Below are 16787 nucleotides of genomic sequence, written 5' to 3' on the forward strand. Positions count from 1 at the left end.
AAAGGAGGCCCTGCTATGCCCGCTGCCTATGATTCACTCCGCGCCCTCAGCCGCCAGACCATGAAAAAACTGCTGGATGTGCAGGAGTGGCGGAAGTTTCTGGCCTTTGCCAGCCGGAGCTTTAAGCTGCCCTTCCCGGCCCAGGTGCTGGCCTATGCCCAGCGCCCGGACGCTGCCGCCCTGATGAAATCCAGCGACTGGGAGGCCGTGTACGGGCGTCCTGCCAAGAAGGGCTGCCACGGCGTCCCTGTGCCGGAGGGCCGGGGGAAGAAGCTGGTATACTATTACGACATAGCCGACACCAGGGAAACGGATGAGTCCAGACCGGTCCTGCTCTGGCACGTCCGGCCGGAAAATCAAAAGGGGATAGGTAAGGCTCTGGAGTCTTACCTCGGCAAGCTGGAGGACGCCTCTGGCTTTGCCGAAACCCTGCTTGCCGCTGCCAGAAAGACGGTCGCCTGCACCCTGGACGACCGCTTAGATGACCTGGCCGCCCATAGCCCCGGCAGTCTGCTGGAAGAGCTGGACAGCGATAACCTGCTTGCCGCCTACCGCACCATGATAGAGAACAGCGTGGGCTATATGCTTCTGTCAAGGTGCGGGCTTGACCCCTCGCCACATTTCATAGACGAGGACTTTTACGGCTTGCTGGACTTCAACACTCCGTCTACCCTGACGATTCTGGGCAGCGCCGTGACAGAAACCGCCGCCATGTGCCTGTCCGTGATTGCCAAAGCCGTGCGGAGGATGCAGGCCGCGCCGGCCGAGGCAGAGCGTGCCCCAGCCGTTCCAAAGCCCGCATTACTCCAGCCTGTCCCAGAGAAGCGCTACACCCTGCAAGGCGGGTGGGAGCTTGCCGTTGTGGGCAGCGACGCGGAGTCCATCCTGTACAGCTTTATCGACTTGCCTGAACAGGAGCCTGTCCCGGTATCCCGCAAGGACTTCGACCAATGGCTGGCGGCTGGCTTCATTCAGCCCGCCCCCGCCGCCATCCCGGCATGATGTACTACGGCAAAGATGCGATTATGGATGTCCGGGGAATCGGCCTGCTGGACTATCTACAGCGTTACGAGCCGGACAACCTGCGCCGGGTCTCGCCGGGGGTGTTCTGCACCAAAGAGCACGATTCCCTGCGTATCAGCAACGGCAAGTGGTACTGGTTCTCCCAGGGCTTTGGCGGCTGCTCGGCGCTGGACTATCTTATCAAGGTTAAGAATCTGCCGTTCACGACAGCTATGGAGCGGCTTCATGGAAAGGCGGCAGGTATGCCGTCTTTTTTTGCGCCCAGAAATCATGAGCGCAAGTTAGCTTTGCCAAACCCAAGCCCGTCCAGTGAACGTGCAGCCGCGTACCTGCTGAAACGCGGTATCGGCCAAGCCATAATTGACTACTGCCTGCGGACTGGCCTGCTCTATGAGAGCCTGCCCTATCACAACGCCGTGTTCGTAGGCTTTGACGCCCGGGGGCAGCCCCGGTATGCCGCCCTAAGAGGGGTGAACTCCAGCTTTAAGGGCGAGGCCAGGGGCAGCGACAAGCGGTTCGCGTTCCGCGTCCGGGCCGCTGACAGCGCGGCGCTCCATGTGTTTGAGGGGGCCGTCGACCTGTTGTCCTATGCCGCCCTGGAAACGCTGGACGGAAGATTCTGGCGGCGGGACCACCTGCTGTCTTTGGGCGGGGTATCGGGAAACGGCCTGCCCCCCGCTCTCGGGCAGTTTCTGCATGACGAGAGAGGCATCCGGAAAATCGGCCTGCACCTGGACAACGACCCCCCAGGGCGCAGGGCTGCGGAATGTATCATGGACTGTCTGCGGGGCCGGTACGCGCTCTACGACCTGCCGCCCCCGCAGGGGAAAGACTATAACGACTGGCTGCGTTTGCGGCTGCAACAAGGAGGACAGAATGACGCAACTGAAAATTTATGAGGGAGAGGTCAACACCAGCCTGCTCAATGATATTATCGCCTTTGTGCTGGAAACAGCCGGGGCCAGCCACGCCCAGAGGGAGTTTGTAAAAGAGCGCTGCCTGTTTTACGATAATACCGCCAATGCCAGCGGCCTCCAGGACAAGTACGGCTTCCTCTACCTGGGCGAGCTGCTGGAACGCTACGAATCCCGCTTTGGCATGGCCCTCCCCGACCTGCGGGCTATTGCCCTGGCCCTTGGCTATGTGAAAGACCTGCTGACAGATGAAATGTTCGTCGGCCCCCAGCGGGTGGACTTCATGCGGAAAGTGCGGGAGGAGTTCCGGGGCGATATCTACCTGACCGCCGCCCGCTATCTGCTGGAGGACGAAAAGGACGCCGGCCTTTGGGAGAGGATTTTACTGGGTACACAGTGCGCCAAGACCGAGGAACTGCTCTTCGCCATGAGCGTCCTGCCGGACTTCGCCCAGGCCGAGCGCGCCTTACGCCCTCAGCTGTCCGTTTTGCTGGGGAGCGGACGCACTGTGCCCGCCATAGGCAATATGCGCCTGTTCGCCTGGCTGATTGCCCATGCCGCACCCCACGTCAAGACCCTGCGGGGCAAGGACACGGCCCTGTTCCGGGCCATATGTGCCCTGCCCGCCTCGAATGTCAAGCCGGGGAGCAAGCCTTATATTGTGCTGGAATCCCACGGCTACACGCCCCTGGAAATCGCCTGCCTGAATATGCAGGCGGCGCTGGCCCCAGAGAGCAAGCTGGGCCCTGACTCCCTGGTGACGGAGAAAATCGTGGTGGGGCTGTTCCAGACGGCTCTGGGCCAGCCTGTCCCTCTCCCGGAGGAAGTGTACCCGGCCCTTGAATGGCTCTTTCGTAAGTACAGCCGGTTCCGCATCAAGTGCTATGGCTGCGGGACCCTTGCAGACGCTCTCAAAGAGGGGGCGCGAATCCAGGAGCCTGCCACTTTCGCCTGGTTCACAAAATTGGCGGGGATAGGGCACCCGGCCCTGGACGGCTTCGACATCCTGGACTCCAAGTGGGATTCCCTGGCAGGTTCTATGGACCAGGACAAATACAAGGGCCTTTTTGAGCGGGACCTGCACAGCGGTCTTTCTCCGGAGGACTTAACAGCCCGGATAACGCGCTACGACCAGCTCACCGGCGGCGATTACAAAACCGCCTGTACCGGAGAAGCGTACAGTTCCTGTTTTTCCCTACTGGTGAACAACGGCCTCGTTGACCTATGGGCCTGCTTCCAGGAAAGCCTGGACAGCGAGGGGAATGTCAAAAGCCCGGACGCTATGGGCAATATCCGGCGATACCTGAAAGGCATATCCACCGCGCAGGCATACCGGTTCTATGAGAAATTCTTCTCCGAGTACGGTATGCCCGGCTTGAAGCGCTTCTGGAACTGGGAGCACAGGGATTTTAAGGAAAGTCTATATCGTCCTAACTATAGCTATTACTCCCGCTCGGAGTCCCTGCACCTGAAGCGTGATTTTCTGGACATAGACGGCCACCGGCAGCTGCTGGACTGGCTGCAGGACTACTGCTTCTGCTACGAGCCGGAAAAATACGCCGGCCTTGTGTCGGAAATCCTGCGGGACGGGTTCGCGCCGGAGCTGCTCTCCCCGGCGGAACAGCGGGAACTATTCGACCTGGCAATCAGCCGGGTACAGGTCCCAGATTATGTTGTCCGGGAACTCAAATCACGGTATCTGACAGAGCAAGAACAGCAGGCTGACCGCGCTGCAATCGCCGCCAGGAAGCAGGAGGCAGAGGAGCGGAAAAAGCGGGAAGAACTGCAAGCTATGCGGGATAGGTATACCAGCGCGGAAAACTGGCAGGGCGTTCTCAAATTTCTGGAGAGCTACCGCGACTACCACAGTAAGCAATCTCTGGCCTGCCGCATCGCCCGCGAGGGGCTTCCCAGCCGGCTGGCTGCTGGCCAGCTGGAACATGAGGAACTGACCGCCCTGCTGGCTGTCTACGCCCTGCTTTTGAAAAACAATGCCATAGAGTGGCCGGATGTACAGGAGCAGATTCAAAAAATAAAGGAGGATTTTGAGCATGACAATGACAGCGCAATGTGTCCGGCCTGCTGACCTGGGAAAACGGATAAAAGAGCGGGCCGCCGCCATTTTGGACTTAAACGAACGTCACTTATCGCTGGACTGGCTGAAAGAGTATGGCCTTCCCCAGCTGGGGGAAGCCTGCGGCCGCGTGGCGCGGGAACTCCCCGGGGACGCGGCCATGGGCCCGCACATACAGCGGGAACTGATTCAAAGGCAGGACTTTGCCCGGTATCTGGCGCGGCTTCTGCCGCTGCTGGAGCAGGGGCAACTTGACCGCTTGGACAGCCTGCTGGCCTCCTGCCAGGAACACGGAGTTGCTGTTACCCGCTATGGCCTGAAAGAACTGGTAGAGTGTCTGGTATATGACGGCCTGGAACCCAACGCCCGGCTGGTCTACCTGGAAAACTTTGCCTCCATGGTGCTGCCCTATAAACAGCGCGACACGGTCATTAACAGCCTGCGCCAATGCCGGGATGTGCCCGTGAAGCTTACCCGCCAGCAGCAGGACCAGCTTTTGGAGCCTTACGTGCCTGGCAGCACCCTGTTCAGCAGTTCGCCGTTTCGCGAGGTGTGGGAGCTGCTGGAACGCTGCCCGGACCTGCGGAAGATACCCTGGCTTCTGCACAACCTGCAAATTAAAGAAAACCTGGGTATGCCGGAGTATGCCCGCTTTGCGGAGGCTCCGGGGGAGCACATCCGCCTGTTGGCCCGCCTGACGGACAAGCTGCTTCCCGCTGCCGCCGCCCGGTTTCTGGACCATTGGCAGCACGACGGCTGCTCTCTGAACGCCCTGGGCCAGATGGTCCGGCGCACGGCCCTGCATGGGGATATGGATTGGGAAAAGGCCCTTTGCAGCTACAGCGGCTATGTCAATCTGATTTCCGGCGTAAAGTTCAAGAACCTGGACCTCGCCGCCCTCCCCCAGCACCTGGAGGACGTCCTGCTCTACGCCATGGCCAACGGCAAGGCTCATTTCATCCGTCTGGTAGATGGGAACCCGGGGGCGTTCCTTGACCTGCCGGCTTACTCCTTCCTACTGCAAGGGCAGCTCTACCGGGAGCACTTCAACCTCAACCAACTTTCTGCCAAAGACCTGGCCTGCTGTGCCTGGATGCGCAGGGCAAAGCTGGATATCCAGCACCTTGTCCCCGGCAGGCGTTACACATTCCCCGAGCTGCGGGCGCTGTACGGCGTCCGGAAGCCTTATTTGGACTTTTATCACGCCTTGAAATCGGAAAGCCAGGACTATAGGCTGCGGGTGTTCAAGGAAGTGTGCAAGCGGGAGGCGCTTAGAGATATTGCCGCCGGTTCAATAGACGCTCTCGCCGCCCTGCTGGACCAAAAGCCGCTAAGCGTGTGGAGGCAGGAACTGTTCAGCCATATTGACGGCCTGTCCCCGGCGGACACGGCGCGGCTGCTGGTCCACTTGGACGGCGTTCGGCACCTGCTGCCGGGCATGGAGAGCCGCAGCGACGTCCTGCTTGCCCTGCGCAGCCTGGATGCCCTGGGGCAGTTTCAGACTATGGACGGGTTCAAGGCGCGTCTTATGGAGGTAGACGGTGACTGGCGCTCATTGGCCCAGACCATGGGCCTGACTGCTGATTTCATAGAACAGCACAGAGAAAGTATTGCCGGATTCTTGAGTCAGGACGGTGCGGCTATTGCCAGCGCGTATATGCGCTGCTTGGACGAAGCCCACCAGGAAGCGTACCTGCGGGTGGTAAAGGCCGAGCTGATGGGCCGCCTGCGGGAAGTGAAGTACCATGAGGGCGACCTGCGGCGGGAGCTGGACATGAATATCCCCAGCCGGGTTAAGAGCCAGTGGCCGGAGAATCTTGCTGTGACGGTTGGCGGCATGGAGGCCGGGGAGCATGACGGCTTCTTTGACACCATGCTCCTGGGCTGCCAGCCCCAGCGGACCTGCCTGTCCTACTTGGACGGCATGTACAGAAAGTGCCTGCTCTCGGCCTTTGACAGCAATAAGAAGGTGCTGTATGCCCGCCTGGACGGACGTATCGTGGGCCGGGCATTCCTGCGGCTGACCAAGTGCCGCAGGACCAGCGCCGGGGGCGGCAGCCTGACCTTTGTGGACCTGGAGGCTGGGGGAACCGGCCAGCAGGAGCGCGAGCAGATGACCCTATTCCTGGAACGGCCATATATCAGCGGCCTAGGGCCGGAGGCCAAAACACAGGCGGCACAGGCGCTGGTAGAACTGGCAAAGCGCAAGGCGGAAGAGCTGGGCATCCTGCTGGTACTCAGCCAGGATTACGCGGACTACAGTCCCCAGGGCTTCACCCAGACCCGGCTGCATATCTTCATTTCCAAGTCCAAAGGCGGGGCGCAGTACCTGGACAGCCTGGACGGGGAGGCAGCGGTCTCCAAGGAGGGCAGCTACCAGGCCAACAGGTTCCTGATTCAAAGCTAACACGCAGAGCAGTCCCGGCCAGAACTTGGCTGGGGCTGCTTCTTTTTTTGGCCCAAAAGTGGACCCGAAATGGGCCAAAAATGGCCCCTAAAAGACCCACGAATGGGCCACGGGTACTTTCAGCCCAAAATTGGCCCCTAAAAGGGCCAAAAATGACCCCTAAAAGGCCCACGAATGGGCCAGCGCCGAGGCAGCCCCCCAATGCGGGCTTTGGACAAAGGGGGAGGATGATAACAGCAGAGCCATGATATGCGGATTGGCTGTCGCATTGTCGCACCGTCGCAGCCTGCCAAAAAAACTTTTTCCCAATACTGTAACCCTACCTATTTTTCCTTACTTTTAAAAGTTTTCAAAAATAGGTGAGACAGTGCGACAAACTTCCAGCTTTCCTTTTCTGGCAATATGCTTCCATGTCCCACAACCTGTCGCACCATGGTCGCACGGTTGTCATCCCTGCCTCTGTCCTGCCCGCCAATGCCCAAGCTGAAGCCTGCTTACGAATGTTAAGAGGACTCCCATCCGGGAGCCCTCTTTTTTATAGGGAGCCAGCGGCCCCATTCCAGCGACAGCCAGGGGTGGGAACTCGCGTCAAGGTTCTCAGCCCATCAGCAAACTATCCAAAGCTGCTCGCCTGCAACCCCGCAGCACGCCTCCGCCTGCTTTGCAGTTTTGCAAACTGCCCGAGGCTGCGAACGGGACGAGGGCCCCTCACGACTATCCGTCGCAATGCCGGGGCGATTGCTCCCAATTTTTTGACTTATCACCGGCGCGTTTTTTTTACGAATTCGCGGTGACAACACAGGACACAGAAGGCCCATGAAACGAGGAATTTTCGCGGCGCCGATGACAACGGTGACAGCGGATGACAAAATTTTGGCCAAATTTTGCAGCTTGTCACCGCCCGAAATGCCGCTATTCATGGGCCAACTTGGCCTTCCGGGGCCTTATGGCCCGCGAGAAGACCAAAAAGGGAAAAAGGGCATAAAAGCGGCGACGCCACCCCTGCGGGGTGACGGTCGGCATAGCCGACGCCGTTGCCCGCCATTGGCGGGCAACCTCTCCGCTTCGCTCCGAGGCTTTTACTGCGCTACGCTTGCCCTAAGAACAGTCCCCCGGACTGTTCTTAGGGTGCCCTGAAGCGGCACAGCCGCCACAGCCGAAACGATAAAGCTGCCAATCGTTTCGGTTTTAAGGGCAAGGGCCCAGTTCGCCGCCTCCCAGCTGTGCCACTTCTGTGAGGAATCGCCATTGTTTGCAGAAGTAGTCTACAAGACCAGGCGCACCCTCTCTGACTGCTGCGCGGAAGTCATGAAGGGCACCGGTAACTGCGTGTCGGACATTGACGTGTACCGCGGCATCGTGCGGGCATACTTCCCCAACGCCGACGTCCGGTTCCTGATGGACATTGAGATAAACGGCGCGGCCCCCTCCGAGGAAGAAATGGCGAAACTCCCGGAGAAGCCCGCGCCGAAGGTGTCCGCCAAAAAGGCAGCGCCTGCTCCGGCTCCAAAGCCCGCCCCGGCCAAACCCGAGAGCATCCAATTGTCGCTATTCTAAGGAGGAAATCTATGCTGATTAAGAAGATTCTGGCCGCCCTGCCTCTGTCGCCCGCTCCCAAGCGCCTGCCAAAACAGGTGGAGTTCTGCGCCGGCGCCACTGTCCACCACGCCGGGCGCTGCGGCGATGTGCTGGCCGTAGACGTATACAGCCGCAAGCGGGAACTCCTGTACCGCTTTTACTCCGACGGTAAGAACTATATTACCCGCCTCCAGCACCCCTTGCGGGACTGCGCCGCCCTATCTCCTTCCGCCGTCTGCTGGACAATCTCAAGAATATCCCCCAGGCCGAGTACCTGATGAAGGCCGGACTGCCGGTCCTTGCGGCGGGGAATCTGCCGGATGCCAGCGCGAAGAACCTGCCGGAGCTGACCGGGCTGGGCAAGCACTTCCTTCCCGCCATGCGGGAGAGCCAGGCCAGCTTCCAGGAAATAAAGACCATAGCTGCCCAGCGGAACGCCGGCCCCGAGGATTTACGCCAGCTGTGCGCCCAGCGTCTGGACGGCGATTGCCTGATTCTGTTGGAGAGAATTGCCCGTTTCAACGGCATAGGCCGCTCCCTGCGGTACGTGCGGGCCCAGAAAGAGGCTTCCACCGGCCGGATGCGGCGCAACAAGCTCCCCTACTTCCTGCGGCTCTACCGGGACTATCTCGACATGGCCCAGAGCCTGAAAAGCGACATGAGCCAGCGGGCCATCCTGGAGCCTCGGGACCTGAAAGAGCGCCATGACCTGCTGGCGGCGCGGGTGAACGAGCTGAAGTCCAGGCCGGACAACGAACGCTTCCAGCAGGCCGTTGACGAGGGCCTGTACTGGTGGGCCCAGGAATACGCCAATGACAGCTACCGCGTGGTCTACCCCATGAAGCGAAGCGACCTGACCACCGAGGGCCAGTGCCTGAATCACTGTGTGGGCGGGCAAGCCTACTTTGAAAGGCACATCCTGGGCCATCAGATGGTGTTCTTTATCCGCAAAGTTTCGGCCCCTGACAAGCCCTACTTTACCGCTGAAATCGACACGGACACCGGGCGGATTATCCAGCTGTACGGCTTTGGGGACTGCTCCGCGCCCAAAGAGGTGCGGGCGTTTACGGAAGGGTTTTGCAGGAAGATTCTTCGGTGGAAGAGTATGGACATACGGCGAGAAGCCGCATAAATTTTGCAAAAGTTTGCAAAATTAAATGTTAAAAAATTATGAACATTTTGCATATATGTACGACTTAATGCGTCAGCAGCGGAACTTCCTGTTCCCTGGAAAAGTGTTCCGACCTTTGACAAGCGAGCCGGTTTATGGTATAATATAACTACAGAAAAGGGATTATACCCTGTAAAAAATAACGAGATTGCACAACAGAAGGGGCAAGCCGGGCATATGGCCCACACGCTTTCATCGTTTGGTGCAATGTGCAGAACGGGTTTCTCTTTTCTGAATATTTATAAAAAAGGAGTGATGCCCTATGGCAGTCGAATGTGATGCCACGGGTTTCCACACTATGGAAAGCCGGCTTGAACTCACAGGCAGGGTCACCCAGGTGCGTAGAGCGGTCAAAGAAAACGTAGTCGGAAACTCCCGGCTGGACTTTGCCAGCATTCTGCCTGCGCCGGCCCATTTGCCGGTGGATGTGCCCGATATGAAGCCATATGCCGGGTACGCGGCCAGGCATTTCCTGCAAGACTTTCTTGCCGGCAAGGGGCTGGACACAAAAGCCATGCTGCGGGAAGAACGGGAATACCTGGACAGGCACAAGGAAGTAAAAGCCGGCCCGTATCTTCGCGGGAAGGAGCTTTTTCTGCAAGGCTTCCGCAATGTTACCGAGGAAGGGTTCTACTACTTCTGCCACCTTACGCGTCCGTTTTCCGGCTTCGCGGCATTCTGGTGTTTGGAGGAAGCCTTTGCCAGCTGCCACCATGACCCGGAGAGTTTCCTTGAGCTCATTGCTTCTCACGAAAGAACCTATCTGCAAGAGCGCGGGAACACCATAAGTATGGCTAGGTGGGAAGACAGCAAGGAGCGGTTCCGCCAGGCTTTCCGGCCTGATTCTCCGGCTTTCCAGGCATTCCTGGCAGACCTTTGGGGCGTTGCGGCCGGGCCGGAGAATTGTTCCTGCGTCTATACCCTCGACTATGCCGCGCATCTGGCATTTACCACGGAAGGAGGCATTCCCCATAAGGTTTTGGACGCCTTGGCCAGGAAGTATCCGGGCCTGATTGTCATCCATTATTGGAATGACACGGAGTGCCCCGAAATATGCGGCTGCGAGACGTACCATTACAGCCGCGATGCCGTCGCGTAACCGGCAGCAAAACAAAGCAGGAAAAAGAGCCCTCTGGATGGGATTCCAGAGGGTTCTCCTTTTGTTGACATACTGCGCCCCTGTGTGTATAATTGCTTGTATACCAAGCTATACGCGGGAGGTCAGGAATGGTGTTGAACACAGAAGCCCTGCTCAGAGATGAACACATCAATAAGATTACGGCCATTCTAAAAAGTTTCGTCTTCAGCAATCCGGAAAGGCTGCATCTCCATGTGCCGCAAGAGGTCTCAGTGGAGTACGCGAAATTGAAAAATGTCACTGTCAGCGGCGTCCCGCCGGTCATATGGCAAAGTGGAAGCCGGATTGGTTTTGATGTGGAACTTTCGGCAGTAATAATCACCGGGCCTCGGTATGACACTGACGGAACCCTGATACCAGATTGTATTTGGGAATGCCGCCAAACCTTTGTGGTATCATGCTCTGGCACGCTGTCTAAAGACATGGCGTTGGATGATTTTCGAGTGCGCACGATACGTATCAAACCGGAGAAAAGGTATCAGGACGATAGCATATGGGGCATTATCATACATACACATCAGGACGCAGTTAAGGCAGCTTTGAGCGCCTATATTTCGGCCCATCCAGACGCTTTGCGGCTGCCTTCCCCGCCATGGGTGGAAAAGACAGAGGGTGCAAGCCTGCGCGGCTTAGACATCACTTGGGCTGGCAACGCAGAGGACAAGCCGGGCATGGACATCGGTTTTGAAATCGTAGCGGCGGCAGAAATCAGCGCCACGGAACGCAGCAAAAAGGGCTCTCTGCAAACAAACGTGTACCAGCAATGGTTCACCCTTAAATGCCATGCAAACCTGGAAGAATCACTACAGGATTTTTCTGTGGGCGCCATCTTTATAGAAGCGGTCACCCGCAGCGAGGACAGCCCCATGGAAGTAATTCTGCCCTTTGTTTTGGAAAGGCAGCTTGAGCGGGATGCCTTGAAGGTATTGAAGGAATTTGGGTTCGGCCAGTGCATCCATACGCCGCAAGTACTTGACCCGGACTTGCTGGCCCAGAGGATGGGCCTTACCATACAGTACCGGCACCTCTCAAAAGAAAAAAGGGTGTTTGGCGCGGTATTTATGGACGATTGCGAAGCCGCGTTCTATCGCCCCAACGAGGACGCTATGGTACAGGAGAACGTCCGGGCGGGTACTATTATCGTTGATGAACAGGCGTCCCAAACGCGTCCCATTGGCTCTATAAACAACACAATTGTCCACGAATGCCTCCACTGGCACAGGCACCGAAAGGCGTATTACTTAGCCAGACTGATTGCCGGCAGACAGCCTATCTCCTGTCTGGTGGATGGCGGCATGGCCGGAGGCGTGACAGACCGCCTTCCAGGGATAGAATGGCAGGCCAACGCCCTGGCCCCCAAGATACAGATGCCGTATCCAGCGTTTAAAAAGAAGGCCAAGGAGCTGATTCGTTTACAGCGCCAAAGTGCGCCGGATATGCCCACTATCGACCTGCTTCCTCCCGTCATAGCGGTGTTAGCAGACCTGTTTGGAGTATCAAAGCTGGCTGTTAAGATACGCTTGCTGGAAGTGGGATACCCGGAAGCCAGGGGCGTGCTGGAGTATGTGGATGGCCGATATCTAAGGCCCTACGCCTTTGCGCCGGGGGCGCTGGAGAAAAATCAGACATTCACTATCAGTGCGGTGGAACTGGCACAGCTTTATGACGAGAGCGAGGAGCTGAGGAAGTGCCTGCAATCCGGCGAGTACACGGTGGTGGAATCCCATGTCTGCCTGAACGACCCGCGCTATGTCTTTGGTCTGGGCGGCGGTATGCCCATGCTGACTGAATATGCGCGGCTTCATGTGGATGAGTGCTGTTTGAAGTTTGCGGCGGTATGGGGCGGCACGAAGGATGAGTGGAAATCGCTTAATCTGGACGTGGTAATGTGCCGGATTGACGCTCTCCAAGTAAGACTTAGGTTGGTAGAAAAGGCAATATCTTCCCCTACCAGGAAAGGCGAGACTGAAAAGGTTTGGTCTCCGCTCAAAGGTGCATATAGCGGAGCCGAAACAGAGACAAAAGATAATATCGTTAACATTATGACAAAGTTTGCATCCAAGGAAGATAACACATCAGGTAATAATAAGAACGATATCGTTGACGATATTGTTGAGGAAATCGTAGTACACATCCAACTAATCAGCGAAAAGCTAAAAGAATTACATAGCTTCAAGCCAGCTTTGGATAATTTGCGAAGATGGAGAGGTTTGACGCAAGAAAAACTTTCAGAGAAGAGCGATGTATCCTTAAGGAAACTTCAAGATTGTTTGTCCCCCAAAAGTAAAAAATCAATTCAATTGGATACCGTTGTTTACTTATGTATAGGACTTCAATTACCGTATGAACTAAGCCGAAGGCTCATTGAATTGGCAGGATTTGCACTGACGGTATCACCGAAACATCTGGCATATGACTTTGTTTTGAGGTCGTACAGTTCATACAATATTTTTGAGTGTAAGAAACTAATAGCCTCGATTGAACAGGGGCTTTCTGATAAAAGGGAAATAGAGGAAAACTCAAAAAATAAATCCGCCAATTTCGAACGGTAAAATTACAACAGAATATATACTAAAAAGCAGCGTGTTGTTGGAATATATTGCCAATTTCACGCTATTTTTTTCGTTACTCACCTATAAAACTCTTTTGTTTTTTATATAGAAACCCGCATAAGAGGGGAATAGTCAAATCCGCCAAATGGGATTATACTTGCCCCAATGAACAAAGAACCCATCTGGATAAGGGCCCACTCCGGTTTGGGTTCACGGTTCAACACAAAACAAACAGAAAGGAGCAACTAATATGATAAACATATTAGTAGGCTGGTCGGGCACCAAGCGGGTTTTCAGAGTAAACAGCACTGGCTCGTTGTCTGTACGGACTACCCTTGAGCGAGCGGCGCTCGCACTCTACCGATTGAGCGACAATCCAGAATTTGTCGGCATTACAATAGAGGATGTCCTAAACCTTCCGGATGAAACCCAGGTTGAAATGGAGTTCCATGCAGAAGAAATAACAGATGAGTTCGAGTACGTCAATGACATGATACTTATTACTGGCGAAGTGGAAATCCATTATTGCAACGAGTATCTGGTCAAACCACAGGCGGTGCGTGAGGATGAAATTGCAGCCTACATCATAGGATACACAGAAGCCCAATATGAAAAAGGCGTGCTGCAGGTTCGGGGAAACCCGTACTACTGCATCTCGCATCCGGAGGCCAAAAACTGGGCGCACATTTTCCTAATGGATAGGCAAGCGATACTGTCAAATTTCATCGAAAAAATGGTTGAAAAGAGCGTACAGTCCGACTTATCTCTCGATGAAATAGAAAGTGAGGAAGACGTATGACAAGAGAAAAAAGCCGAGGCTTTGCTTCGGATGACAATACTGTGCCTTTCCTCTCAGGCCATAGCACGACTTATGGAGGAGGATAAAGTGAGCATAGGTGTTTATTACGGATTTGTTGAAAATCGCAGCCAAAACAACACCATCTTCAGAAAGTGACATACAAATGAACCTAAATAATATAACGTTTACACAACATCAACACATCACATATTCTAAAAAGACATCGACCGCAATCCTTGATGGAAGAGAAATCACTTTAGTAAATTCCATTCCTCAATATGATAAGCGGGAGAAAGAGAAAGCTCATACGGAAATCGAACAAGGATTATATCAGGTGTTCACAAAATATGTGAGTTGAAAAAAAGGCGCTGCTGCGGTATAATCGTACCGTTAGCAGCCCTTTTCAATAATTGGAAGGGGTTTAATTGAAATATGTTTGACGCCATTTACACCCGACAGTCTGTAGACCGGGCTGACAGTATCTCCATTGAAAGCCAAAAGGAATTCTGTCAATATGAAACGAGAGGCGGAGAATACAGGCACTATAGCGATAGAGGTTTCTCTGGAAAAAACACTGACAGGCCGGATTTTCAGCGAATGATGAACGACATTAAAAGCGGGGAAATTAAACGCGTTATTGTGTACAAGCTGGACAGAATCAGCCGCTCTATTCTGGACTTTACCGCAATGATGGAAGAATTCCATAAATATGGCGTGGAGTTTGTATCCACCACAGAGAAGTTTGATACATCCTCCCCTATGGGACGGGCTATGCTGAACATCTGTATCGTCTTTGCACAGCTTGAACGAGAAACTATCCAAAAACGAGTAGCTGATGCCTATGCTTCCCGCTCCAAGCACGGATTCTTTATGGGTGGCCCTGTCCCTTATGGATATTCCATTGAACCGTGTGCTATTGATGGAGTGAAGACTTCCAGGTATGTAGTTTCCCCGGAAGAGGCGGAAGTTGTCAAAGTCATTTATCAGATGTATGCCCAACCACAAGTTTCTTTTGGAGACATCATGAGGTACCTTGGCGACAATAAGATTCGCACCCGGCGAGACAAAGGGTGGAACAGGACAAGGATAGCCGAGATAGTCAAAAACCCGATATATCTTCGAGCCGACCTGGATATTTACGAGTTCTATAAAGGCCAAGGGACCATTATAGTCAATGACCCTTCCGACTTTATCGGGACCAATGGATGCTATCTTTATGAAACCCAGGAGACCAAGCGCAAAACTCTGTCGCTGGAAGGGCAAACGCTGGTGCTTGCTCCACACGAGGGAATCATTCCGTCCGACATATGGCTGGCGGCTCGTAAGAAATGCCTCAACAATAGAAATGTTGGCATACCCACAAAGGTTAAGAACTCTTGGCTGCTTGGTAAAGCTAAGTGTGGAAAATGTGGTCATGCCCTAAGTATCCGATATTCCAAAAAGAATGGCGTGCGCTACTTTATGTGCGGCTATCGTCTGAATGCCCGGGGATGCGAAGGTTTTGGCGCTCTACGCGCACCAGAGCTTGAAAGTTTTGTTTTGAACGCAATACGTGAAAGGCTGAAAGCTTTTGAAACCCTTACTTCTTCCACAAAAGCAAGGGTAAATCCCAAATTGGATGAACTCCGAATCAAAGAGCATCAATTAAGCAAAGATATAGATACACTCCTGGAGAAGGTCGTCCATGCTGATGGTGCACTAATGGCTCTCATCAATCAAAGAGCATCTAATTTGGATGCGGAGCTTAAGGAAATCCAAAAAGAAATCCGTGAAATTACTGCGTCTACGCCATCGACGGACATTAAAACCCTCACAGGCTATTTTTCAAAGTGGGAGGAGCTTTCCATTGATGACAAAAGAAGCGTAGTTGACCTGTTGATTGCTCAAGTAAATGCTACAAAAGATACCGTTGAGATTGTGTGGAAGATTTGAGTACTTCATAGTGATTGTAAAGGTTTTCCATTCGTAAGCAGTTTCTTTTGTGCCATGCTTGTCAGCCTCCTTTCGTCAACAACACAACATACCACACCTTGTTTCGAAAGTCCACTGACTTTTTTCTTACTTTTTGCTCTGGCATTTCCGGATTTCTAAAGGCCGTATTCTTTGTTTTGCAACGCAAATTTTGAGCCAGGTATCTTGCCCTTACAAAAGTGGGTTCGGGCTACTGCCCGGTAATCGTGCCGTCCGACAACGTCGGACGAACGCTCTGCCTGCCCTCCCCAAAAGGGGAGGATTTTTGTAGGACATTTACACTTCATTTGCAACCCCTGGAAATTCCTCGCAATACCGCCGTTTTTCGCGACAGCAACCCCACCTTTCACTCCAAATCCGCATTAGCAACCCCTATCGTGATTTTGCACTAAGAATCCTGGAATCCCTTGAAACGACCGGCGTTGCCGGGCGTTGTGAATCGAGTAGGGGACGCACCGCGACCCCTACTCTTTCTCCTGCTTGAAAATCGGACGACTGCGAATCTGTGCTATTTGTGCAGGATATTGGCTTTCCTGCGACCACGTTATTACGCTCAACAAACGCGGCTTTCACAAACGCCATTACACGGCGTTCTTTTCCTACGGTCGTTAACTTCCTCAACTGTTTCTCTAAAGTGCCTGACACGGTTCTCACACAGCTCAACCCCTCTGAAAAGCTAAAGGGCTGCGTCTTTCGGCGCAAACCCTTACCACGGCTTTCTCAAATTTCAACGCCTTGCGTTTTCATCCATCCTATAAACCTCAATCATGAGTTCGATCCCGAATCGGATACCCTCTGCATAAATTGCTTTGTTCTCCATGTTGACTATTTCTGCGTTCATATCCATTACGTTTTCTAATTTTTCGTATTGCTCTCTGGTCAGCACTTCCTGCAATCCATTGATTTCCTGACCGACCTTATTCACACTGGAACGATAGCCGCTATCTGTAGGCACCACAGTTTCTGCTGGAAATATTTCACCGTTGTACAGCTTGCTGATTACGCTTTTCATTTCATGATTTCCTCCTTGGTGGTAGAGACTCTTTCTCTGCTTTTGCCACCACAATACCCGAAACCTCTGCGGAAGTCCAGACTTTTTTCTTCGTGAAAACTACCGAAATATCCGACTTGCTTTTTACCTGTGTCAATAAAGTTCTTTC

At 54.2% G+C, this 16787-nt stretch carries 14 protein-coding genes; 12 read left to right on the plus strand and 2 right to left on the minus strand.

What is annotated here, in order from left to right; genetic code table 11:
- Nucleotides 1–15 precede the first annotated feature (15 nt).
- The 4 genes from ADH66_RS10700 to ADH66_RS10715 are packed head-to-tail and all read left to right on the plus strand — an operon-like array spanning nt 16 to nt 6418.
- Nucleotides 16–1002 carry a hypothetical protein gene (locus ADH66_RS10700; RefSeq protein WP_066541002.1) on the plus strand — a complete coding sequence of 329 codons (987 nt, stop codon included), beginning with the start codon at nt 16–18 and terminating at the stop codon, nt 1000–1002.
- Nucleotides 951–1922: a DUF3991 and TOPRIM domain-containing protein gene (locus tag ADH66_RS10705; RefSeq protein WP_236757016.1), complete on the plus strand. Its 972-nt coding sequence runs from the start codon at nt 951–953 to the stop codon at nt 1920–1922. Before ADH66_RS10700 ends, ADH66_RS10705 begins: the two co-directional genes overlap by 52 nt.
- Nucleotides 1900–4023, plus strand: a complete 2124-nt coding sequence (locus tag ADH66_RS10710) for a hypothetical protein (RefSeq protein WP_066541000.1) — start codon at nt 1900–1902, stop codon at nt 4021–4023. Before ADH66_RS10705 ends, ADH66_RS10710 begins: the two co-directional genes overlap by 23 nt.
- Entirely contained in the window at nt 3989–6418 is a 2430-nt protein-coding gene (locus tag ADH66_RS10715) for a hypothetical protein (protein WP_066540999.1), read from the plus strand. The genes ADH66_RS10710 and ADH66_RS10715 overlap by 35 nt, the downstream gene beginning before the upstream one ends.
- Before the next feature lie 605 nt (nt 6419–7023).
- Here the strand turns inward: ADH66_RS10715 and ADH66_RS20645 are convergent.
- The gene (locus ADH66_RS20645) at nt 7024–7338 is read right to left on the minus strand and encodes a hypothetical protein (protein WP_088364431.1); all 315 of its coding nucleotides are present in this window, start codon (nt 7336–7338) and stop codon (nt 7024–7026) included.
- A 328-nt stretch (nt 7339–7666) separates the two neighbouring features.
- Between ADH66_RS20645 and ADH66_RS10725 the strand changes: the two genes are divergently transcribed.
- From ADH66_RS10725 to ADH66_RS10755, 8 genes are all read left to right on the plus strand, one after another.
- Entirely contained in the window at nt 7667–7975 is a 309-nt protein-coding gene (locus ADH66_RS10725; RefSeq protein WP_066540998.1) for a hypothetical protein, read from the plus strand.
- Between the two features lie 11 nt (nt 7976–7986).
- Nucleotides 7987–8274 carry a hypothetical protein gene (locus tag ADH66_RS10730; RefSeq protein WP_066540997.1) on the plus strand — a complete coding sequence of 96 codons (288 nt, stop codon included), beginning with the start codon at nt 7987–7989 and terminating at the stop codon, nt 8272–8274.
- Entirely contained in the window at nt 8274–9128 is an 855-nt protein-coding gene (locus ADH66_RS10735; protein ID WP_066540993.1) for a PcfJ domain-containing protein, read from the plus strand. Before ADH66_RS10730 ends, ADH66_RS10735 begins: the two co-directional genes overlap by 1 nt.
- 301 nt (nt 9129–9429) lie before the next feature.
- On the plus strand, nt 9430–10266 hold the full coding sequence (locus ADH66_RS10740) for a hypothetical protein (protein ID WP_066540992.1): 837 nt from the start codon (nt 9430–9432) through the stop codon (nt 10264–10266).
- 128 nt (nt 10267–10394) lie between these two features.
- Nucleotides 10395–12857 (plus strand): ImmA/IrrE family metallo-endopeptidase, encoded by a 2463-nt coding sequence (locus ADH66_RS10745; protein ID WP_066540989.1) that lies wholly within the window; start codon nt 10395–10397, stop codon nt 12855–12857.
- A 250-nt stretch (nt 12858–13107) separates the two neighbouring features.
- Nucleotides 13108–13656: a hypothetical protein gene (locus ADH66_RS10750; RefSeq protein WP_066540987.1), complete on the plus strand. Its 549-nt coding sequence runs from the start codon at nt 13108–13110 to the stop codon at nt 13654–13656.
- 115 nt (nt 13657–13771) lie between these two features.
- On the plus strand, nt 13772–14014 hold the full coding sequence (locus ADH66_RS20650) for a hypothetical protein (RefSeq protein WP_207652980.1): 243 nt from the start codon (nt 13772–13774) through the stop codon (nt 14012–14014).
- Nucleotides 14015–14088: 74 nt separating this feature from the next.
- The gene (locus ADH66_RS10755; RefSeq protein WP_066540984.1) at nt 14089–15588 is read left to right on the plus strand and encodes a recombinase family protein; all 1500 of its coding nucleotides are present in this window, start codon (nt 14089–14091) and stop codon (nt 15586–15588) included.
- Between the two features lie 766 nt (nt 15589–16354).
- Here the strand turns inward: ADH66_RS10755 and ADH66_RS10760 are convergent.
- Nucleotides 16355–16639: a DUF6809 family protein gene (locus ADH66_RS10760; protein ID WP_066540983.1), complete on the minus strand. Its 285-nt coding sequence runs from the start codon at nt 16637–16639 to the stop codon at nt 16355–16357.
- Nucleotides 16640–16787: the final 148 nt, after the last annotated feature.

Source organism: Acutalibacter muris, from assembly GCF_002201475.1.
GTDB classification, from domain to species: domain Bacteria; phylum Bacillota; class Clostridia; order Oscillospirales; family Acutalibacteraceae; genus Acutalibacter; species Acutalibacter muris.

What these genes read in the sequence shown, in the direction of transcription:
- ADH66_RS10700 (WP_066541002.1), top strand. Translation starts at nt 16, where the DNA reads ATGCCCGCTGCCTATGATTCACTCCGCGCCCTCAGCCGCCAGACCATG.
- ADH66_RS10705 (WP_236757016.1), top strand. Translation starts at nt 951, where the DNA reads ATGGCTGGCGGCTGGCTTCATTCAGCCCGCCCCCGCCGCCATCCCGGC.
- ADH66_RS10710 (WP_066541000.1), top strand. Translation starts at nt 1,900, where the DNA reads ATGACGCAACTGAAAATTTATGAGGGAGAGGTCAACACCAGCCTGCTC.
- ADH66_RS10715 (WP_066540999.1), top strand. Translation starts at nt 3,989, where the DNA reads ATGACAATGACAGCGCAATGTGTCCGGCCTGCTGACCTGGGAAAACGG.
- ADH66_RS20645 (WP_088364431.1), bottom strand. Translation starts at nt 7,338, where the DNA reads ATGAATAGCGGCATTTCGGGCGGTGACAAGCTGCAAAATTTGGCCAAA.
- ADH66_RS10730 (WP_066540997.1), top strand. Translation starts at nt 7,987, where the DNA reads ATGCTGATTAAGAAGATTCTGGCCGCCCTGCCTCTGTCGCCCGCTCCC.
- ADH66_RS10735 (WP_066540993.1), top strand. Translation starts at nt 8,274, where the DNA reads ATGAAGGCCGGACTGCCGGTCCTTGCGGCGGGGAATCTGCCGGATGCC.
- ADH66_RS10740 (WP_066540992.1), top strand. Translation starts at nt 9,430, where the DNA reads ATGGCAGTCGAATGTGATGCCACGGGTTTCCACACTATGGAAAGCCGG.
- ADH66_RS10745 (WP_066540989.1), top strand. Translation starts at nt 10,395, where the DNA reads ATGGTGTTGAACACAGAAGCCCTGCTCAGAGATGAACACATCAATAAG.
- ADH66_RS10750 (WP_066540987.1), top strand. Translation starts at nt 13,108, where the DNA reads ATGATAAACATATTAGTAGGCTGGTCGGGCACCAAGCGGGTTTTCAGA.
- ADH66_RS10755 (WP_066540984.1), top strand. Translation starts at nt 14,089, where the DNA reads ATGTTTGACGCCATTTACACCCGACAGTCTGTAGACCGGGCTGACAGT.
- ADH66_RS10760 (WP_066540983.1), bottom strand. Translation starts at nt 16,639, where the DNA reads ATGAAAAGCGTAATCAGCAAGCTGTACAACGGTGAAATATTTCCAGCA.